Origin of the sequence: Flavobacterium sp. CAU 1735, from assembly GCF_039888695.1 — a bacterium.
Taxonomy (GTDB): domain Bacteria; phylum Bacteroidota; class Bacteroidia; order Flavobacteriales; family Flavobacteriaceae; genus Flavobacterium.
This window is the reverse complement of sequence record NZ_JBDQQQ010000007.1, coordinates 45,623-67,398: the sequence shown is the minus strand read 5'-3', so window position 1 is coordinate 67,398 and position 21,776 is coordinate 45,623. Positions and strand designations below refer to the sequence as shown.

Sequence of the window (21,776 nt, the reverse complement as noted above, 5' to 3'; positions counted from 1 at the left end):
GCTTTTAATATAAATTAAAAAATATGTCAGCAGTAGGACACGATAACAATCACGAACACGATCACGGTCACGAACACCACCATAAAGATACTTTTATCACAAAGTACATCTTTAGTATCGATCACAAGATGATTGCAAAACAATACCTAATTACGGGTATTGTAATGGGAATCATCGGTATTGTAATGTCTCTTTTATTCCGTATGCAAATTGCATGGCCGGAAGAGTCTTTTAAAATTTTTAATGTCCTTTTAGGAGATAAATTTGCCCCGGGTGGCGTAATGCGAAATGATATTTATTTAGCATTAGTAACCATTCACGGTACCATCATGGTATTCTTTGTATTGACGGCCGGATTGAGCGGTACGTTCAGTAACCTTTTAATTCCGCTTCAAATTGGAGCAAGGGATATGGCTTCCGGATTTATGAACATGGTTTCATACTGGTTGTTCTTCCTTTCTTCTGTTATCATGGTTATTTCCCTTTTTGTTGAGTCAGGACCGGCTTCGGCAGGTTGGACAATCTATCCGCCATTGAGTGCCTTACCACAAGCGATCCCAGGATCAGGTACGGGTATGACACTTTGGTTGGTATCGATGGCGATCTTTATCGCGTCTTCATTGATGGGATCTTTGAACTATGTGGTAACAGTAATCAACCTTAGAACAAAAGGAATGTCTATGACACGTTTACCATTAACGATCTGGGCTTTCTTTATCACGGCTGTTATCGGTATCGTTTCGTTCCCGGTATTATTATCTGCCGCTTTATTATTGATCTTCGACCGTAGCTTCGGAACATCATTCTTCTTATCGGATATCTTTATCTCCGGAGAAGTATTACACTACCAGGGAGGTTCTCCGGTATTGTTCGAACACTTGTTCTGGTTCTTAGGTCACCCTGAGGTATATATCGTAATCTTACCTGCGATGGGAATCACTTCTGAAATTATCGCGACCAACGCTCGTAAACCAATCTTCGGTTACCGTGCGATGATCACGTCAATCTTAGCGATCGCTTTCTTATCAACAATCGTATGGGGTCACCACATGTTCGTATCCGGTATGAATCCTTTCTTAGGATCGGTATTTACCTTTACAACATTATTGATCGCAATTCCTTCGGCTGTAAAAGCGTTCAACTATATCACGACACTTTGGAAAGGTAATCTTCAGTTAAACCCTGCCATGTTATTCTGTATCGGATTCGTTTCGACTTTCATTACAGGTGGTTTAACAGGTATCATCCTTGGAGATAGTACATTGGATATTAACGTTCACGATACATACTTCGTAATTGCTCACTTCCACTTAGTAATGGGTATTTCTGCTCTTTACGGAATGTTTGCCGGAATCTACCACTGGTTCCCTAAAATGTTCGGAAGAATGATGAACAAAAACTTAGGTTACATCCACTTCTGGGTAACAGCAGTGTGTGCGTACGGAGTTTTCTTCCCAATGCACTTTATCGGTATGGCAGGTCTTCCAAGACGTTACTATACCAACACCGCTTTCCCTTTATTTGATGATTTAGCAGATGTTAACGTACTAATCACAATGTTCGCTTTAATCGGAGCTGCATTCCAGTTGGTATTCTTATGGAACTTCTTCTACAGCATCTTCAAAGGACAAAGAGCTACGCAAAACCCATGGAGATCAAACACATTAGAGTGGACTACTCCGGTTGAGCACATTCACGGTAACTGGCCAGGTGAAATTCCTGAAGTTTACAGATGGTCATATGACTATAGCAAACCAGGACATGATGAAGATTTCGTTCCTCAGAATGTACCAATGAAGCCAGGTGAAGAACAATTACACCACTAGGATTATTTGAATATTATATATATGTTTGCAAAAGCCTTCCCAAACGGGAAGGCTTTTTTATGTGTCATTAATTTTTATCTGATGAAGGGAATATTGCATTGTTTGCTATTGCTTTTGCTATCGGCTCCGCTTTGGGGACAGAACAATAAATCAAAGTATATCTATTACAATGAGTCGGTCACCATACGGAATGATAAGAAACTAAGAATAGAAAATGAAGTAACCTATAGTAAGCTTGTTGCTAAAGCTAAAGAAAGACAACATACGGTTGAAAGTGTTTCGTATGACTCTTTTAGCGATATTAATGGGCTCACGGCAAATACAACTATTTTAGCAACCAATAAGAACTATTCCAATAGCACGGCTGTTACTTCGGATGTGTTTCTGGATAATATTTTTCATAGCGATTACAAAAAGAAAACGATTCACTTTCTTAATGTTCAGGATAATTCACTACTCAATCTGAAGTATAAAAAAGAGTATTATGAGCCAAAATTGCTGGATGGTTTTTATTTTCAGAATACGATTGAAGTCGAATCCGCCAAGTTAACGATTAAATGCCCGAAATCAGTTGAGATTGGGTACAGCCTGTTTGGTTACGATCGGGATAAAATTGTTTTCAATAAAGTAACGGAAGGTGATACGGTACTATATACCTGGGAGATGAAGAATGTTCCGGCTTTTGAACCGGAAGAAGACATGCCGGGAACATCGTATGTTGTGCCACATATAGTGTATTATATTAATAATTATACGGTTAACGGAAAGAAAGAGGAAATGCTCGGAAATTCTGACAACCTGTACAATTGGTATCGATCTCTGGTTAAGGATATGAATAAGTCGGATCAATCGGCTGTTAAAGCAAAAGCAGAAGCGTTAATTAAAGGGAAAACATCCTATTACGATAAAGCAAAAGCAATATTCGATTGGGTACAGGAAAACCTGCATTACGTGGCCTACGAAGACGGAATGGGGGGATTTGTTCCGAGAGATGCTGCTTTGGTTTTTACCCGTAAATATGGTGACTGTAAAGATATGGCCAACATTACAAATGAGCTGTTGCGTTATGCCGGACTTAAATCGTATGTAACATGGATTGGAACACGTCAGCGAAATTATACTTACAAAGAATTGCCGTCACCTTTGGCGGACAATCATATGATCACCTGTCTGGAACTGGATGGAAAGAAATATTTTTTAGACGCAACCGGTAAATATTCACAATTCCCTATGCCTACCGATATGATTCAGGGTAAAGAAGCGCTAATTGGATTGGGCGATGGCTATGTGATCGAAAAAGTACCGATAATAGACAAAAAGACTAACGGAATAAACCTGAATGCGGATTTAAAAATATTGGACAACACTTTGATTGGAAAGGTCAAAGCCAACTTTTCCGGATTCTATAAAATGCGCTTAGCCGGAATGCTGGCGAATAATTATCAGAAAGAAAATGAAATCTGGAAAAGTCTTTTGCACGCCACAAATAACAAAGCCGAAATCCAAATTGTCGCTACTTCAATCAAACCGTATGAGACAACACCAGCGCATGCTGAATATGAACTAAAGTTGGACAACTGGGCTAAGAATATCGAGGGGAAACTAATTGTAAAACCGATTTTATTTTTCCCGTTAAAGAGTGCTCTGATTGATGTCGACAAACGGAAATATCCGGTTGAAAATGATTTTGAACAACATAATGATATTACCTATACTATCGAAATTCCGGAAGGCTATACTGTGGAATATTTGCCGAAAAATAACAAACAGGAAAACGAATTATTAGGTTTTCAGATCAGCTACACCCAAAAAAATAATCTATTAATCGTAAAACAGGAAGTGTATTCAACGGCACTATTGTTGGAAAAAGAAAACTTCCAACAGTGGAACGATATAGTCAATCAACTTATAAATCAATATAATCAATCTATAATTCTGAAAAAAGCATGAAAAAATTAATGCTACAATTGCTCTTGTTGTTTGTGGTTTTCCAGGTAGATGCCCAGAAAATCAAAGACTATTCCTGGGACGAAAAGCCTGTGTTCGACACCATACCGGAACGATATCAAGATTTTCCCGCTATTGTTTTAAAAGACAATCGTTGGGTTCACTTGCGAATGGGAGGCTATGGCTACTCCTCTTTTATGATGAAGCATATGGCGGTGAAGATTAATAAAAAGGATGTGATTAACCAATATAATAAAGTGCGCGCCGTTAACGGATTAACGCTAAAAGTAAGAGATTTTCATGCCCGGATTATAAAACCCAATGGAACGATAAATGTGTTGTCGGAAGATAAAATTATAGAAACAGAGGAAGACAAAATCAAATCATTGGTCTTTGAAGGTGTGGAGGAAGGAGATATTCTGGAGTACTATTATATCTTAAAAGAAGTGCCGATTGCTTCCAACTATGAGATCTTTCAATATGAAGTACCCTTGCTAAGGGCACAATTCCAGCTTAGCGGTAACCCGGGCGTACGTTTTTTATATGATAAAAGCGATTTGTTTTCGAAATGGGAAGATAATAGTGGCTACGTGTTTGTTGCCGAAAATATCCCGGCTTATAAATATGAAAAAGAGGCAAAGAACACATTGCTGATCAATAAAATTGTATACGAGGCGACAATCTTAGGGACTTTTAGACACTGGGGCTCCTTTTTTGACGCGGCATTTAGAAAGTTTAATAAAACACAAATATCCAAAGGGAAGTCGAAAGACTTCTTAAAAGATTTGAAATTGGATGATGCTACGAAAAGTACAGACGAACGATTAACGATTCTGGATAATTATATCAAAGATAACTTTGAATTCAGACAGCGTGGAGAAGCGTCTAAAATTAAGGAACTGGCAACAGGAAAGCAGAAGTTGAGTAGTATGGAAATGGTGTCGCTTTATGGATTAACATTGCAGCAAATGAAGATTCCGTTTAAGTTGATTTTTGGCGTGGATCGTTTTGTAGGGATAGTGCATCCGGATATATTCTATAGTGTAGTACCGCATAAGATCGTGTTCTATATACCGGAAACGAAGAAGTACATTACGCCTACAGAAGATTATATAAGTTACGGCCCGGTTACGGAATATGAATTACAAGACTCAGGAGGAGTGGTCTATGATTATAGCAATCCAGCGAAACCAGATTATAAAGTTGAAGTACATCAGTTTCCGATAACCAATGCGGATTATACCCGAAAAGCCACGGAGACTGTTGTCGCATTAACCAATGACGGTAAAAATGCTACTCTGGAGAAAAAAATAGCCGCAACGGGTTATTTGGGGCAGGCGACAAGAGGATTTGTTAAGGAATTGAAAGTAAATGATGAAAAAGAGGCAATTGAAAAATTTGTAAAATATATCGCTTTGGAGGGTATGGAAATCAAATTGAACGATTATGGTTTTAAAGCAGAGGAGTTTTCGAACAATTATACGAATACACCTTTTGAGATAAATTTAAAAGCGGAGACTGTAGCCGATTTTACAGAAAATGCAGGAAACTATCTGATGGTTAATCTTGGTAAAGTCATTGGAAAGCAAAACGACTTGTATCAGGAAACCACCCGAAAAAAACCAATTGCAACCAATTATGCAAAGCAATACCAACATAAAATAGTATTTACGATACCAAAAGGGTACACCGTTGAAAGTTATAAGGATTTTATACAGAACAAGGAACTAAAACGTGAGAATAAAACAATAGTTAAGTTTAGTTCTAATGTTAAAATTGTTGATAACCAATTTGTTGTTGAGATTGAGGAATTTTATAATGATATTAATTATCCTGTTTCGGAATATCCGTCCTATAGAGAGGTAATTAACGCGGCTGCCGATTTTAACAAAGCGGCACTGGTTTTAAAACCACAAGGATAATATTAAAAAAAGCCATCATTATGATGGCTTTTTTAGTATTGTTTTCAAAACCTGTCAGAACTTTATTCCGATAGGTTTGTCTCTTTACTCTTTCTTTCTTCTTTACTCTTTACGTTCCTTCTGTTTCGTAAGGTAATAAACCGGGATTCCGGCCAGCATAATCAATACGCCCCAACCGCAGGTGCTGGTTCTGTCGATCAATAAAGCCACACAAATAGCAGTGGCTACAATAATGTATAATGCAGGTAATACCGGATAGGCAAATGCTTTATACGGTCGTGGCATATCCGGCATTTTGCGACGTAAAATAAAAATACCGTAGATTGTCAGTATATAAAAGATAATTACAATAATCATTACATAATCCAATAAATCCCCATACTTACCGGTAAGGCATAAAAAAGACGCCCAGATACACTGAATCCATAAACCCCAACCCGGAACACTTGCTTTGTTTAATTCGGCCGCTTTTTTAAAGAAAAGGCCGTCTTTGGCCATGGTATAATATACCCGTGATCCGGCCATAATCAATCCGTTATTACAACCAAACGTCGAAATCATAATCATTACCGCGATCACAATCGTACCGGTAGCGCCAAAAATATGTTGGGAAGCCGCTACGGCAACACGTTCCGATGGTGCAAAAGCGATGTCGTTTAATGGCATTACGGCCACATACATCACATTGGCCAGAATATAAATCACACTCACAATCAGGGTGCCTAAAAACAAACTCAGTCCTACGTTTCGTTCCGGTCGTTTGATTTCACCCGAAATAAAAGTCACCCCATTCCAGGCATCGCTGGAAAATAACGAACCAACCATCGAGGCGGCAATAGCCGAAACCAACGTGTATCCCGAAATGGCAACCCAGGAATTGGTGTCCTTGTTAAACGTTTGTGCATTCCAGGCATCGGCCCAGTTGGCATTCCAGATTTCGGCTTTTGCGGCTAGAATAAAACCGAAAAGGATCAATCCGAATAAGGACGCAATCTTGGTAATCGTAAAGACGGTTTGAATGTATTTGCCATTTTTGACACCTTTACTATTGATATAACTTAGGAAAATAATAGTGGCTATCGAAACCAATTGTGCGGCATTTAATTGAAACGTACCAATCTCAAATAAAATATGGGTATCGCTTACCGTCGGAATCAGATAGGCGGTAAATTTAGAAAACGCTACGCCAACAGCGGCAATTGTACCGGTTTGTATTACCGAAAAAAAGCTCCATCCATATAAAAAAGCAATCAGTTTGTTGTAGGACTCCTTGAGGTAGATGTATTGTCCGCCGGCGTGTGGAAACATGGCACTTAGCTCGCCATAACTCACCGCAGCTGTTATAGTAATCAAAGCCGATACAACCCAAATGGCAATAAGCCATCCGGCACTTCCGATATTCTGGGTAATCCCGGCGCTGACAATAAAAATCCCGGAACCAATCATTGAGCCGACTACCAGCATGGTTCCGTCCAGAAGACTTAATTCCCGTTTTAATGTTGGGGTTTCTTTTTGCATGTGTTGTTGTTGATTTATTGGGGATAAATATATGAAAAATGCGTTTTATTATGCTTTTTTTTGTAACTTTCATAAAGACAAAAACAAGACATTATGGAAAGTCCAAAAGAATATTCCAATGGTGAAATTACCGTAGTTTGGAAGCAACAATTATGTGAACATTCCGGAAATTGCGTTCGCGGACTACCCGAAGTTTTCCGGGCTAAAGTCAGACCCTGGATCGAAGTCCGTAAAGCGGGCTCGGATGAGATTGTGGAGCAAATAAAAAAATGCCCCTCTGGTGCTTTGTCCTATTATCATAACAAAAAATAAAATGGAAGATCATTTAAAGCTAGCGAATAATGAAGCGAAAAGCCGCTTTGAACTGGAAGTGGACGGGCATATCGCTTTTATCGATTATAAAATCAAAGACAAAAAGATATACCTCATCCATACCGAAGTTCCGGCCGAATTGGGAGGGAAAGGCATTGGCAATGCGATTGTCCTGAAAACACTTCACTATATAAAAGATAATGGTTATTCATTGGTGCCATTATGTCCTTTTGTGGCGGCTTATATTAAAAGACACCCGGAATGGGAAGCGATTGTTGCGTAGTAAGAATGCGCTTGATCCCAGCCAAACATTTCCTATCTTTGCCAAATGAATGAGCATTTAGATCCGACTAACCAACGATATAATCCGGAGGAACTTGATTTAGAAAAAAAATTAAGACCGCTGTCTTTTGACGATTTTACCGGACAGGATCAGGTACTGGAAAACCTGAAAGTGTTTGTACAGGCTGCCAATCTTAGAGGGGAAGCACTGGATCATACCTTGTTCCACGGGCCACCCGGTTTGGGTAAAACCACCCTGGCCAATATTCTGGCGAATGAGCTGGATGTAAATATCAAAATCACTTCCGGTCCGGTATTGGACAAACCCGGCGATCTGGCCGGTTTGTTAACCAATCTGGACGAACGGGATGTGTTGTTTATCGACGAGATTCACCGCCTAAGTCCCATTGTAGAAGAATACCTGTATTCGGCTATGGAGGATTTTAAAATCGATATCATGATCGAAAGTGGACCCAATGCCAGAACGGTGCAAATTAACCTTAGTCCGTTTACACTGGTTGGTGCGACAACGCGCTCCGGTTTACTGACCGCACCGATGCGGGCTCGTTTCGGAATCCAAAGCCGCTTACAATATTACAATACCGAATTGCTAACCACGATTGTACAACGTAGTGCGTCAATCTTAAAAATGCCAATCACGATGGAAGCAGCTATCGAAATTGCCGGCCGAAGTAGGGGAACACCACGTATTGCCAATGCATTGTTACGTCGTGTCCGTGATTTTGCTCAGATAAAAGGCAATGGAAGAATCGATGTGGAAATTGCCCGTTTCTCCCTTAAAGCCTTACATGTAGATGCGCACGGACTGGATGAAATGGATAATAAAATCCTGAGTACGATTATCGATAAGTTTAAAGGCGGACCGGTTGGATTGTCAACATTGGCAACAGCGGTATCCGAAAGCGGTGAAACAATCGAAGAAGTATACGAACCATTCCTGATTCAGGAAGGCTTTATTGTCCGAACACCACGTGGCCGTGAAGTAACCGAAAAAGCCTACCACCATCTGGGGAAAACCCGTCCCGGTATTCAGGGAGGATTGTTTTAATAACCATGATTAATAATACGGAAAAATATACCCAATTGATAAAAACCGAAGCCAAACGCCTCGGTTTTTTGTCATGTGGAATATCCCGTGCCGGGTTTCTCGAAGCCGAAGCGCCCCGACTGGAAAAGTGGCTTAACGGCCAAATGAACGGAAAAATGGGGTATATGGAAAATCATTTCGACAAGCGGCTCGATCCGACTTTGTTGGTCGACGATGCCAAAAGTATTATTTCGTTAACCCTGAATTACTATCCCGAAATCAAACAAAACGTAGGGAGTTATAAGATTTCAAAATACGCCTACGGTCAGGATTATCATTATGTGATCAAGGAAAAACTAAAGGAGCTGTTGTTTTTTATCCAAAATGAGATCGGAGAAGTATCCGGTCGGGCTTTTGTCGATTCAGCTCCGGTTCTGGATAAAGCCTGGGCGGCAAAAAGCGGCCTGGGATGGATCGGAAAAAACAGTAACCTGCTTTCCAAACAGGTGGGTTCGTTTTTCTTTATCGCCGAGTTAATCGTTGATCTGGAATTGGATTACGACAATGCTACAACCGATCACTGCGGAAAATGTACCGCCTGTATCGATGCTTGTCCTACTGAAGCGATTGTAGCGCCTTATGTAGTAGATGGCAGCAAGTGCATCTCGTATTTTACAATCGAATTAAAAGAAAATATCCCGTCGGAAGTAAAAGGGAAATTCGACGACTGGATGTTTGGCTGCGATGTTTGTCAGGATGTATGTCCCTGGAATCGCTTTTCAAAACCGCATCAGGAACCGCTGCTCAAACCCAATGAATCGATATTGTCCTTTTCTAAAAAAGACTGGGAAGAGATAACCGATGAAACCTTCCGGAAAGTTTTTAAGGATTCGGCCGTAAAGCGAACCAAATACGAAGGATTAATCCGCAACATGAATTTCTTAAAAGAATAATTCTAAATACTACTTCTTCTTATCTTTTTGTGAATCAGAGTCTTGCTTTTTTTTTGGCTTTTTGATTTACTGTAATAGTGCATTGTTTTTAAAATATTCGCTGTTAAAAGTTTCTAAAATTATGTGTATACCGTTATCTTTGTGAGTTAGTAAAATAAAAAACTATGCATAAAGACAGCAAAAGAAGAGAGGCTTTATTATATCATGCGAAACCTACACCTGGAAAAATCCAGGTAGTACCCACCAAAAAATATGCAACACAGCGCGATCTGGCACTGGCATATTCACCGGGAGTTGCAGAGCCATGTTTGGAGATTGAGAAAGATGTAAACAATGTGTATAAGTATACGGCCAAAGGAAACCTGGTAGCGGTGATTTCCAATGGAACGGCTGTCTTGGGGTTGGGCGATATCGGACCGGAAGCTTCAAAACCGGTAATGGAAGGAAAAGGACTTTTGTTTAAAATCTTCGCCGATATTGATGTGTTTGATATTGAAGTGGATACCAAAGACGTAGATAAATTTATTGAAACTGTAAAAAATATCGCACCAACTTTTGGTGGGATTAACCTGGAAGATATCAAAGCGCCGGAATCGTTTGAAATCGAACGACGATTGGTGGAAGAACTGAATATTCCGGTAATGCACGACGACCAACACGGAACAGCGATTATTTCGGCTGCGGCCTTATTAAATGCTGTAGAATTGGCCGGTAAGAAAATGGGAGATGTAAAAATGGTAATCTCCGGAGCGGGTTCGGCGGCTATTGCTTGTGCCAACCTGTATGTGTCGTTTGGTGTTAAACAGGAGAACATCGTAATGTTTAACAGTAAAGGAGCGCTGCGTAAAGGAGATCCTAGAGTTTCCGAAATGCAGGCAAAATATGCAACCGACAAAGAATACGCTTCTCTTGGCGATGCCATGTTGGGTGCTGATGTGTTTATCGGTTTGTCTTCGGGCGATATCGTAACACCGGATATGCTAGTAGGAATGGCCGATAATCCAATCGTTTTTGCAATGGCTAATCCGCGTCCGGAAATCAATTATGATGTGGCTATTGCAACCCGTAAAGATATTATTATGGCTACCGGTCGTTCCGACCATCCTAATCAGGTGAACAACGTACTTGGGTTTCCATTTATTTTTAGAGGAGCTTTAGACGTTCGTGCAACCAAAATTAACGAAGAAATGAAAAAAGCTGCGGTAGTGGCTTTGGCTAATCTGGCCAAAGAATCCGTACCGGAGCAGGTAAATATCGCGTATGGCGAAACCAAATTAATTTTCGGTAGAGATTATATCATTCCGAAACCGTTTGATCCAAGATTGATCGCCGAAGTACCACCGGCTGTAGCCAAAGCGGCGATGGAATCGGGAGTGGCAACAGCACCAATCACCGACTGGGATAAATACCGTGAGGAATTATTGGAACGTATGGGATCGGATAACAAAATGCTACGACTGTTACAGAACCGTGCCAAAACAGATCCGAAGCGAGTTATTTTTGCCGAAGCCGATCATTTGGATGTGTTAAAAGCAGCGCAGATCGTTTTGGAAGAAGGTATCGGACAACCGATCTTATTGGGTAACCGCGAAACCATTTTGGAATTAAAAGCGGAAATCGGTTTCGAAGAGGAAGTGTTGATTATCGACCCGAAAACCAAAGAAGAGGAAGAACGAAGAAATCGTTTTGCAGAAGTATATTGGAAAGCCCGTCAAAGAAGAGGAACAACTTTATTGGATGCTCAAAAATGGATGCGCGAACGCAACTATTTCGCAGCGATGATGATTAATGAAGGTGAAGCCGATGCTTTGGTAACCGGATATTCCAGAAGTTATCCAACAGTTGTAAAACCAATGTTGGAGCTAATCGAAAAAGGACCTGGGGTGTCACGTGTGGCAACCACCAACCTTATGATGACCAAACGCGGACCATTATTCCTGGCCGATACGGCAATCAATCCGAATCCATCGGCAGAAGACCTGGCAAAAATCGCCTTAATGACTGCCAAAACAGTAAAAATGTTTGGTATGGAACCGGTTATTGCAATGGTGTCGTTCTCGAACTTCGGATCATCTAAAAATGAAGGCGCTTCCAAAGTACGTGAAGCAGTGGCCTATTTGCATAAAAACCACCCGGATTTAATTGTGGACGGTGAGATTCAAACCGACTTTGCTTTGAATTCGGATATGCTAAAAAGCAAATTCCCATTCTCAAAACTGGCTAATAAAAAAGTAAATACCCTTATTTTTCCTAATCTGGACGCGGCGAATATCACCTATAAGATGATAAAAGAGTTGTATAAATCCGTATCGATCGGACCAATCATGTTAGGGTTGGAAAAACCGGTACACATTTTCCAATTAGGCGCCAGCGTAGAAGAAATGGTAAATATGGCGGCTGTTGCGGTTGTCGATGCTCAGGAAAAAGAGAAACGTTTCAAGCAACAAACAGTAAAGAAATAATTGCCGGTAACCGGACAAAATAGTGACTTTGCACTATAAAATTAGGATAGTAAAAGATTTTTCTTATTTTTGGTAATAACGAATACGGGTCAATATGATTGCACATATTAAGGGACGGCTTGCCGAAAAGTCGCCAACAGAGGTAATTATAGATTGTAATGGCGTAGGATATCAGATCCATATCTCGCTCCATACGTTTTCGTTATTGCCAGATAATGAGAATATTAAGCTCTATACTTTTCTTCAGATTAAAGAAGATGCGCATACCCTTTTTGGTTTTGTTGAAAAAGCCGAAAGAGAACTGTTTAAACTGTTGATTTCCGTTTCCGGTGTCGGAGCGGGAACAGCACGGACGATGTTGTCGTCTATTCCTCCACAACAAATCATTCACGCCATAGCCAATAACGATGTCGCGACGGTTCAATCCATTAAAGGAATTGGAGCTAAAACAGCGCAACGCGTTATCCTGGATCTGAAAGATAAAGTACTTAAAGTTTATAATTTAGAGGAAGTTTCGGCAGTAGAAAGCAATACAAATAAAAATGAAGCGTTATCAGCTTTGGAGGTTTTAGGATTCCTGCGGAAATCAGCCGAAAAAGTAGTTGATAAAATTGTTAAAGATAATCCAGATGCTTCTGTGGAATCAATCATTAAACTAGCTTTAAAAAATTTATAATTCTTGGAAACATTTTACTCGCATGATTTTTTTAAGAAGATAAAGACCGGACTCACGATTTTGGTTTTATTCTTTTGTTTTTCTGTCCAGGCTCAGGTTGATGAAGAAGAACAGGATTCTATTAAAACCGGTTCTTCAGTAGGAAAACTCAATATTTCCAATCCGAAAAGTATTGTGGAAGCCTATACCTATGATCCGGTAACCAATCGTTATATCTATACCAAAACTTTTGACGGTTTTAATATTAATTACCCGATCATCCTAACGCCAAAGGAATATGAAGAGTTGGTGTTGCGGGAGTCCATGCGAGACTATTTCAAGAAAAAATCAAGTGCTATCGACGGTAAAAAAGCAGGTAGCGAAGATGCGAAAAAAGATTTATTACCACGATATTATGTAAATTCCAATTTCTTCGAAGCCATCTTTGGAGGAAATACAATCGATGTAAAACCACTCGGATCCGTAGAAGTGGATTTGGGAATGCGGTATACCAAACAGGATAATCCGGCATTTTCCCCAAGAAATAGATCGACCTTTACATTCGATTTCGACCAGCGAATCAGTTTGAGTTTACAGGGGAAAGTGGGAACCCGTTTAAATGTAAATGCCAACTACGATACCCAGTCGACTTTTGCTTTCCAGAATTTAATTAAATTAGAATATACACCCACCGAAGACGATATTATTAAAAAGATCGAAGTCGGAAACGTAAGCTTGCCGCTAAACAGTTCTTTGATCCGTGGCGCGCAAAGTCTTTTCGGGGTGAAAGCACAATTCCAGTTTGGGAAGACGACCATTACCGGGGTTTTCTCCGAACAGAAATCACAAACCAAAACGGTTACCGCACAAGGTGGTGGAACCATTCAGGAATTCCAGTTGTTTGCATTGGATTATGATTCCGATCGACACTATTTCCTATCGCAGTATTTCCGTAATCGTTATGACGAAGCTTTAAAGCAGTATCCGCAAATTAACAGCCGGGTACAAATTACCCGTGTGGAAGTTTGGATCACCAACAAACAAAACCGAGTTAGTGGTACCGATAACAACCTGCGTAACATTATGGCGTTACAGGATTTGGGAGAGGCGCAACAACTTGGCGTACCGGATGCCAGCATCATCGGAATACCTTCCGGCGGATTTTTTAACCAGCCAGCGGGAGCACCTGTTGATAATAAAAATAACAAATTCGATCCGGGAGCGATCGGAACCAACTACCTGAATTCGGGTATCCGTGAAATTGTAAACGGAAGTGCCGGATTTAGTGTGCCAGCCTATAATGTTATCGAAGGAAAAGATTACGCTAAATTGGAAAATGCGCGTAAATTATCATCCAACGAATATACCTATCACCAGCAATTGGGATACATCTCGTTAAACCAACGTTTGGCAAACGACGAAGTACTGGCAGTAGCCTATCAGTATACCGTGGGTGATAAAGTATACCAGGTTGGGGAATTCGGTACCGATGGTATTGATGCGACACAGGTTCAAAACGGAATCCCGTCTACTCAAAGTCTTATCGTAAAATTATTAAAAAGTAACCTGACCAACGTAAACCAACCGATCTGGAATTTGATGATGAAAAACATCTACCAGATCCCGGGTGCTTACCAGTTGTCTCAGGAAGATTTCCGTTTTAATATTTTATATACCGACCCTTCGCCGTTAAACTATATTGTTCCGGCAGGTCCGGGCAGTGGATCGCAACCCGCGGTTCCATTACCGGGTGATGTAGAAAATACCCCATTGATCAAAGTTTTCAATGTCGACCGTCTAAATTACACCAATGACCCGCAAGTAGGAGGGGACGGTTTCTTCGATTTTGTTCCGGGTATTACGGTCGATCAGCAAAATGGACGTATTATCTTTACAACGGTTGAGCCATTCGGGGATCACCTTTTTGAAAAATTACGATCCAACGGAAACGAAAATTATGATGGAGACGCAACTAGCGGTATCGATTATAATGCCAACCAGCGTAAATATGTATTCCGAAACCTGTATAAAACCACGCAGGCCGGTGCTTTACAGGATAGTGATAAAAATAAATTCCAGTTAAAAGGTAAATTCAAATCCTCAGGAGGAGACGGTATTGCGATTGGAGCCTTTAACGTACCGCAGGGATCGGTTGTTGTAACAGCCGGTGGACGTCGTTTGGTTGAAGGTGTCGATTATACCGTAGACTACCAGAGAGGGCGGGTGCAAATCCTGGATCCGTCGTTACAGGCATCCAGTATTCCAATTGAAGTGTCGTTGGAAAACAACGCCATCTTTGGTCAGCAAACCCGACGTTTTTACGGTTTAAACGTGGAACACAAATTCTCGGATAAATTCTTGATAGGGGGTACATTCCTGCGATTATCAGAACGTCCGTTTACACAAAAATCAAACTACGGTCAGGAATCGGTAAACAATACCATTTATGGTTTGAATACCAATTTCTCTACCGAAGTACCATTCTTTACCCGTTTGGTAAACAAACTTCCGAATGTGGATACCGATGTGCCGTCGAACTTATCCTTCCGTGGAGAGATCGCCTATTTACAACCGGGTGCTTCTACTGCGGATCAGTTTAACGGAGAAGCAACAACCTATATCGATGACTTCGAAGGTTCGCAAACTACAATCGACATGCGTTCGGCTCAAGCCTGGTCGTTGGCGAGTACGCCGGTTGGCTACGGAGACGAATTGTCGGCTCCGGATTATGGTTTCCGAAGAGCGAAATTATCGTGGTACTCCATTGACCCGACGTTCTATGCCTCATCGCAATTACCGGCCGGATTATCAGTAGATGATATCTCTTCAAACCGTACCCGTCGTATTTATAGTCAGGAGTTATATCCGGTTACCGATATTGCACAAGGGCAAAGTACGGTGATCAATACGCTCGATTTAACGTATTATCCAAAAGAAAGAGGACCGTATAACTTTAGCCCGTTGGCAAATCCTTCCGACAACTCCATAGCCAACCCACAAAATAACTGGGGTGGTATTATGAGAGCGATCAACTCAACCAACTTCGAACAGTCGAATGTGGAGTATATCCAGTTCTGGATGATGGACCCGTATTACGGTTCCGATGTTCAGGGGATTACAACCAACGAAGGAAAATTAACCTTCAATATTGGTGAGATTTCGGAAGACATCTTAAAAGACGGAAGAAAATTCTATGAAAATGGTTTGGGACCAAATCAGGTTTTGGTACAACCGCAAGGTCCTTGGGGTAACGTACCGGCGTCGCAATCGCTAATCTATGCTTTCGATACCAATGAAGGAAATCGTGAAGCACAGGATGTTGGTTTGGATGGATTGAACGATGCTGAAGAAGCAGCAAAATTCCCAGCTTTTGCCAGTAATCCCGATCCGGCTGCCGATAACTACCAGTACTTCTTAAATGCACAAGGAAATATTATCCAGCGTTACCGTAATTATAACGGTGTTCAAGGGAACTCGCCAATCGCTGTTTCGGATACCAACCGTGGATCGACAACCTTACCGGATGTAGAGGATATCAACCGTGATAACACTATGAATACGATCAATGCGTATTGGAAGTTTGAAGTTCCGGTGAAGTATTATCCGGGTGAAGTTCCGGTTGGACAGGATTTTATTGCCGACGTTCGTGTAAACAATAACGTTGATCTTGCTAATGGTGGTACCGGTCGTGTACGTTGGATCTTATATAAAATTCCAATTCTGGAAGCAACCAGTGCCAATCAGGAAGGTTCGATTTCCGATTTCCGCTCGATCCGTTTTATGAGAATGTTCATGTCGAACTTCTCCGATCAGATCACATTGCGTTTCGGTGCTTTAGATTTAGTACGTGGTGAATGGAGACGTTATACCGGTACACTGGATCCTAACGAAACCGAACAACAAAACGAAAATGACAATACCGGGTTTGACGTAGTGGCTGTAAACATTCAGGAAAATGGTAACCGTTTGCCAATTCCGTATGTAACGCCTCCGGGAGTAACCCGCGAACAATTATATAATAACAACACGATTATCAACCAAAACGAGCAATCGTTATCGTTACGTGTTTACAAAAAAGATTCAGCCCTTCCGGGACTGGGAGGTTTGGAGCCGGGTGATGCCAGAGCCGTGTTTAAAAACGTAAGTGTGGATATGCGTCAGTTTAAAAAACTACGAATGTTCCTTCACGCCGAAGCGTTACAACCACCGGCCGAAACACAACCGCTAATGGCCGATCAGATGGTGGCGTTTATCCGTTTTGGTAATGACTTTACACAAAACTTCTATCAGGTGGAGATTCCGTTAAAACCAACGGCTTTCTCGGCGCGTTCGGCGGAGGAAATCTGGCCTTCGGATAACGAAATCGATTTACGTCTGGAATTGTTAACCAAGTTAAAAGTACTCGCATTACAGGGGAACCTGCCAAACCCGGTTGATCCGTTAACCGGTATCGGATATGCACGTGAGGATGTCCTGGATCCGTCATTGAGCGGAAAACCAAATATGCTGACATTAGGTATTAAAGGTAACCCGAACTTTGGTTTGGTACGTACCTTAATGGTCGGGGTAAAAAACATCTCCACTCAGGAAGTACGCGGGGAAGTTTGGTTTAACGAATTGCGTATGTCCGAAATGGATAACAAAGGCGGTATGGCGGCTATTGCCAATTTGGATACCAACTTTGCCGACCTGATGAATATCTCGGCTACCGGTAGGATGAGTACCATCGGTTTCGGAACACTGGAACAGGGACCAAACGAAAGAAGTCGTGAAGATGTAAAACAATACAACATCGTTACCAATATTAACTTAGGAAAATTATTGCCTAAGAAATGGGGAATCAACCTGCCGTTTAACTACGGAGTAGGTGAGGAAATCATTACACCGGAATACGATCCGTTTAATCAGGATATCAAATTACAGCAGTTGTTGGATGTAACCGCTGATAGTGCCGAAAAAGACAATATCCGCAACCGTGCGATCGATTATACCAAACGAAAAAGTATCAACTTTATCGGAGTGAAAAAAGACCGTGCACCGGAACAGAAACAGCATGTGTATGATGTGGAAAACCTTACCTTATCGTACTCGTTTAACGAAATGGAACACCACGATTTTGAAGTGGAAAGTTTGGTGGATCAGCAGGTGAAAACCTCAGCCGATTATGCCTATACATTCAAACCAAAAGCCGTAGAGCCGTTTAAGAAAACGAAGTTCATGAAGAAAAGCAGTTATTGGAAAATGTTGAGCGACTTTAACTTTAATTATTTGCCAACAACCATTTCATTCAGCTCGACAATTTTACGTCAGTACAACAGACAACAGTTCCGACAGGTAGATGGTGTGGAAGGTATTGCAATCGATCCGTTGTACAGAAGAAATTACTTCTTCAATTACCAATACGGATTCAATTATAATCTAACCAAATCGCTGCGTATTAATTATAGTGCGTCATCCAATAACATTGTAAGAAATTACCTTGATGAAAATAAAATTCCGGATCCGACAAATACTATCTGGGATAGCTATTTTGATATCGGAGAACCGAATAACCATACGCAACAGCTAAACGTAAATTACGATCTGCCGATAAACAAACTGCCGTTCTTAAGCTTTGTGAAATCAACCTATACGTATACCGGTGATTACAACTGGCAACGTTCGTCGGATGCTTTCTCATCAATCGATGGTTACGATTTGGGTAACACGATTCAGAATGCGGCATCACACCGATTGAATACGGTATTGACGATGGATAACTTCTATAAGTACATCGGTCTAACCAAACAACGTAGAAAAGCGGCGCCAAAAGCCAATACACCGGCTCCGAAAGCTCCGGTTCCGGGTCAGAAAATTACCCAGATCCAGCAAGCTCCGGAAGACAAACCGAATGTGATTATTGACGGTTTGATCGGATTGGCAACCAGTGTGAAAAATATTCAGATTAACTATACCGATAATGGTGGTACGGTACTTCCGGGTTATTTGCCTAAAGTAGGTTTCTTCGGAACCATGCAACCGACATTAGGATTTATTATGGGTAGCCAGTCGGATATTCGTTATGAAGCAGCCAAAAACGGATGGTTAACCAATTATCCGGAATTCAACCAGAGTTTTACACAGGTGCGTAATAAATTATTGGATATTACCGCACAGGTAGAACCGTTTAATGATTTGAAAATCGACTTAAATGCGAATCGTACCTATTCACAGAATTTCTCGGAACAGTATGATGTGGATGCCTTTGGAAACTATAACGCCCGTTCACCTTACGATTTTGGTAACTTCTCGATTTCGACTGTGTTGATTAAAACAGCGTTCTCAAGAAGTGATGAAACCGGTTCGGATGCGTTTAACGATTTCAGAGAAAACCGATTGACAATTGCAAGACGTTTGGCAACCGAAAGAGGATTGGATCCGAATAACACCACTCCGGACGGTTATCCGGTTGGATTTGGAAGAAACAGTCAGGCGGTATTGTTACCGTCGTTCCTTGCCGCTTATACCGGAACAAGTGCTTCGAGTGTGTCGACAGGAATTTTCCGCGATGTGCCAATCCCGAACTGGAATATAAAATATACCGGATTGATGCGCTATGGGTTCTTTAAAGAAAACTTTAAACGATTCTCGTTACAACACGGATACCGTGCCTCGTATACGGTAAGTTCATTCCGTTCGAATTTCGATTACGATGCCGATCCGAATGCTATAAACCCGACAACAGGAAACTATCCGGTAAAAACGATTGTAGCGAATGTCAACTTAGTGGAACAGTTTAACCCATTGATGCGCGTGGATTTTGAAATGAAAAACTCATTCAAGATTTTGGCCGAAATGAAAAAAGACCGAAGCTTGTCGTTGAGTTTCGATAACGGATTGTTAACCGAGGTAAAAGGAAATGAATATACACTGGAATTTGGATATCGTTTTAAAGATGTTACGATCAACTCCAAACTGGCCGATAATCCAATGGGTGTGATTCGTAGTGATATTAACCTGAAAGCGAATTTAACATTGCGTCAAAACCAGACAATCGTTCGTTATTTGGATTACGATAATAACCAGTTGGCTGGTGGTCAGGATATCTGGTCGCTAAAATTAACAGCCGATTATATGTTTAGTAAAAACCTGACAGCGATTTTCTATTATGACCATTCGTTCTCACAGGCGGTGATCTCGACTTCGTTCCCGATGACGAACATCCGCTCCGGTTTTACACTGCGTTATAACTTTGGAAATTAATAAGGAAAACATTTTAAAGTTACCGCTAATAAAATTACATTTGTCAATAAAAATAAACACAATGAATATACCATCTAACTTAAAGTACACAAAAGATCACGAATGGGTAAGCCTTGACGGCGAGGTTGCAACGATTGGAATTACTGATTTTGCACAAAAAGAATTAGGAGATATCGTTTATGTTGAAGTAGAAACGTTGGATCAGACACTGGATAAAGACGAAGTTTTCGGAACCGTTGAAGCGGTAAAAACAGTATCGGATTTGTTCTTACCTTTAACAGGAGAGATCATTGAATTTAACGAAGATTTAGAGTCAGAACCGGAAAGTGTTAACAGCGATCCTTACGGAGCGGGATGGATGATTAAAGTAAAAATCAGCAATCCGGCAGAAGTAGAAGAACTTTTGTCAAGCGAAGATTATAAAGCCTTGATTGGTGCGTAAACTCAATCTTTTACTCGCATTAGGTTGGTCGTTAGTGATAGGTATTGCCTGTCTGATAACCATTAATACGGATGTGGGCGGAAAAATTCCTTTTAAAGATAAGTTTGTACATTTTGTTTTTTACTTTCTGTTTACAATTCTGTGGTTTCGGACACTCGATAGCAAGTTCCCAAAAGAACCATTGGTAAAAAAACTGCGAATCGTATTTCTTTTCGGGTTTTTATACGGCGTTGGAATTGAAGTTTGTCAGGGTTTGTTTACAGAAAACAGGTCGGCCGACATTTTAGATGTGCTGGCCAATACCACAGGAGGACTTATAGCAATAGCATTGCTTTACATAAACAGAAGTCAGAAGCTGAAAGACTAAATTAATTGCAACATAGTAATCCCACTTTTGTGGGATTTTTTTATTTTTATACCATGGATATTAGAAATTATTTAGACTCGACCTATTTAAAAACCGCCGAACAGGCTGGTGTTTCAGAAACGGAGAACCGAAAAATTGTTGCCGACTATGTTGCGGAAGCAATTCGGGAAAAATTCAAACTGATTATGATTCGCCCGGATATGGTAGCGATGGCCCGAACGATGATCGCTGAAAATAATTCAGCTGTAACCATCGGAACGGTTATCGATTTTCCAAACGGTAACGGAACATTGGAAGAGAAATTAAATGAAGCGGAACAGGCCATTCAGGATGGTGCAGACGATCTTGATTTTGTAGCGGATTACGAAGCATTTAAACGCGGTGAAACCGATAAAGTAAAAAAAGAAGTCCTGGAGTGTACCCGTTTGGGATTATCGCATAACAAGATCGTAAAATGGATCATCGAAGTAGCGGCTTTAAACGACCATCAGATCGTACAGCTATCGGCATTGATCAAAAACGTCGTTATTGCCAATTTTAAAGAAAATCAATACGAATTGGTTTTTGTGAAATCATCAACCGGATTTTATAAAACCGAAGATGGGAAGCCAAATGGCGCGACTGTGCCGGCCGTAAAACTAATGCTGGAAAATTCATTTCCGCTACCGGTAAAAGCAGCTGGTGGTGTACGTACATACGAGGAAGCACTGGAAATGGTGCGTTTGGGTGTAAAACGAATCGGAACCTCTTCGGCGAAAGCTATTGCCAACGGAGAGCAATCAAATAGTGAATATTAAACC

The 21,776-nt window shown here is 40.9% G+C and carries 14 protein-coding genes; 13 read left to right on the top strand and 1 reads right to left on the bottom strand.

Annotated elements, in window-relative coordinates; translation table 11 throughout:
- Window positions 1-23 precede the first annotated feature (23 nt).
- From AAFN64_RS14705 to AAFN64_RS14695, 3 genes are all read left to right on the top strand, one after another.
- On the top strand, window positions 24-1,826 hold the full coding sequence (locus AAFN64_RS14705; protein ID WP_347761010.1) for a cbb3-type cytochrome c oxidase subunit I: 1,803 nt from the start codon (window positions 24-26) through the stop codon (window positions 1,824-1,826).
- A gap of 81 nt (window positions 1,827-1,907) precedes the next feature.
- On the top strand, window positions 1,908-3,776 hold the full coding sequence (locus AAFN64_RS14700) for a transglutaminase-like domain-containing protein (protein WP_347761009.1): 1,869 nt from the start codon (window positions 1,908-1,910) through the stop codon (window positions 3,774-3,776).
- Window positions 3,773-5,695: a DUF3857 domain-containing protein gene (locus AAFN64_RS14695; RefSeq protein WP_347761008.1), complete on the top strand. Its 1,923-nt coding sequence runs from the start codon at window positions 3,773-3,775 to the stop codon at window positions 5,693-5,695. The genes AAFN64_RS14700 and AAFN64_RS14695 overlap by 4 nt, the downstream gene beginning before the upstream one ends.
- A gap of 102 nt (window positions 5,696-5,797) precedes the next feature.
- Here AAFN64_RS14695 and AAFN64_RS14690 read toward each other — a convergent pair whose 3' ends face one another.
- Complete coding sequence (locus AAFN64_RS14690) at window positions 5,798-7,213, bottom strand: amino acid permease (RefSeq protein WP_300489312.1); 1,416 nt, start codon at window positions 7,211-7,213, stop codon at window positions 5,798-5,800.
- Window positions 7,214-7,306: 93 nt separating this feature from the next.
- Here AAFN64_RS14690 and AAFN64_RS14685 point away from each other — a divergent pair, with 93 nt between their 5' ends.
- The 10 genes from AAFN64_RS14685 (at window position 7,307) to deoC (ending at window position 21,773) form a co-directional block, all read left to right on the top strand.
- The gene (locus tag AAFN64_RS14685; protein ID WP_300489309.1) at window positions 7,307-7,525 is read left to right on the top strand and encodes a (4Fe-4S)-binding protein; all 219 of its coding nucleotides are present in this window, start codon (window positions 7,307-7,309) and stop codon (window positions 7,523-7,525) included.
- A 1-nt stretch (window position 7,526) separates the two neighbouring features.
- On the top strand, window positions 7,527-7,808 hold the full coding sequence (locus tag AAFN64_RS14680) for a GNAT family N-acetyltransferase (RefSeq protein ID WP_300489306.1): 282 nt from the start codon (window positions 7,527-7,529) through the stop codon (window positions 7,806-7,808).
- A gap of 45 nt (window positions 7,809-7,853) precedes the next feature.
- Window positions 7,854-8,876, top strand: a complete 1,023-nt coding sequence (ruvB, locus tag AAFN64_RS14675) for a Holliday junction branch migration DNA helicase RuvB (protein ID WP_300489303.1) — start codon at window positions 7,854-7,856, stop codon at window positions 8,874-8,876.
- 5 nt (window positions 8,877-8,881) lie between these two features.
- Window positions 8,882-9,808, top strand: a complete 927-nt coding sequence (gene queG, locus AAFN64_RS14670) for a tRNA epoxyqueuosine(34) reductase QueG (RefSeq protein ID WP_347761007.1) — start codon at window positions 8,882-8,884, stop codon at window positions 9,806-9,808.
- Window positions 9,809-9,972: 164 nt separating this feature from the next.
- On the top strand, window positions 9,973-12,270 hold the full coding sequence (locus AAFN64_RS14665) for an NADP-dependent malic enzyme (RefSeq protein WP_300489297.1): 2,298 nt from the start codon (window positions 9,973-9,975) through the stop codon (window positions 12,268-12,270).
- Between the two features lie 94 nt (window positions 12,271-12,364).
- A complete protein-coding gene (gene ruvA, locus AAFN64_RS14660; protein WP_300489294.1) occupies window positions 12,365-12,946 on the top strand; it encodes a Holliday junction branch migration protein RuvA in 582 nt (193 codons plus the stop codon).
- A 3-nt stretch (window positions 12,947-12,949) separates the two neighbouring features.
- Entirely contained in the window at window positions 12,950-20,167 is a 7,218-nt protein-coding gene (gene sprA / locus AAFN64_RS14655) for a cell surface protein SprA (protein WP_347761005.1), read from the top strand.
- Window positions 20,168-20,228: 61 nt separating this feature from the next.
- On the top strand, window positions 20,229-20,609 hold the full coding sequence (gene gcvH / locus AAFN64_RS14650; RefSeq protein WP_300489288.1) for a glycine cleavage system protein GcvH: 381 nt from the start codon (window positions 20,229-20,231) through the stop codon (window positions 20,607-20,609).
- Entirely contained in the window at window positions 20,602-20,976 is a 375-nt protein-coding gene (locus AAFN64_RS14645; protein WP_300489285.1) for a VanZ family protein, read from the top strand. Before gcvH ends, AAFN64_RS14645 begins: the two co-directional genes overlap by 8 nt.
- 53 nt (window positions 20,977-21,029) lie before the next feature.
- Window positions 21,030-21,773, top strand: coding sequence for a deoxyribose-phosphate aldolase (gene deoC, locus AAFN64_RS14640; protein WP_300489282.1), 744 nt, complete (start codon window positions 21,030-21,032; stop codon window positions 21,771-21,773).
- The last annotated feature ends 3 nt before the right edge of the window (window positions 21,774-21,776 follow it).

Coding starts and splice junctions, on each gene's coding strand:
- AAFN64_RS14705 (WP_347761010.1), top strand. CDS start 24: ATGTCAGCAGTAGGACACGATAACAATCACGAACACGATCACGGTCAC.
- AAFN64_RS14700 (WP_347761009.1), top strand. CDS start 1,908: ATGAAGGGAATATTGCATTGTTTGCTATTGCTTTTGCTATCGGCTCCG.
- AAFN64_RS14695 (WP_347761008.1), top strand. CDS start 3,773: ATGAAAAAATTAATGCTACAATTGCTCTTGTTGTTTGTGGTTTTCCAG.
- AAFN64_RS14690 (WP_300489312.1), bottom strand. CDS start 7,213: ATGCAAAAAGAAACCCCAACATTAAAACGGGAATTAAGTCTTCTGGAC.
- AAFN64_RS14685 (WP_300489309.1), top strand. CDS start 7,307: ATGGAAAGTCCAAAAGAATATTCCAATGGTGAAATTACCGTAGTTTGG.
- AAFN64_RS14680 (WP_300489306.1), top strand. CDS start 7,527: ATGGAAGATCATTTAAAGCTAGCGAATAATGAAGCGAAAAGCCGCTTT.
- ruvB (WP_300489303.1), top strand. CDS start 7,854: ATGAATGAGCATTTAGATCCGACTAACCAACGATATAATCCGGAGGAA.
- queG (WP_347761007.1), top strand. CDS start 8,882: ATGATTAATAATACGGAAAAATATACCCAATTGATAAAAACCGAAGCC.
- AAFN64_RS14665 (WP_300489297.1), top strand. CDS start 9,973: ATGCATAAAGACAGCAAAAGAAGAGAGGCTTTATTATATCATGCGAAA.
- ruvA (WP_300489294.1), top strand. CDS start 12,365: ATGATTGCACATATTAAGGGACGGCTTGCCGAAAAGTCGCCAACAGAG.
- gcvH (WP_300489288.1), top strand. CDS start 20,229: ATGAATATACCATCTAACTTAAAGTACACAAAAGATCACGAATGGGTA.
- deoC (WP_300489282.1), top strand. CDS start 21,030: ATGGATATTAGAAATTATTTAGACTCGACCTATTTAAAAACCGCCGAA.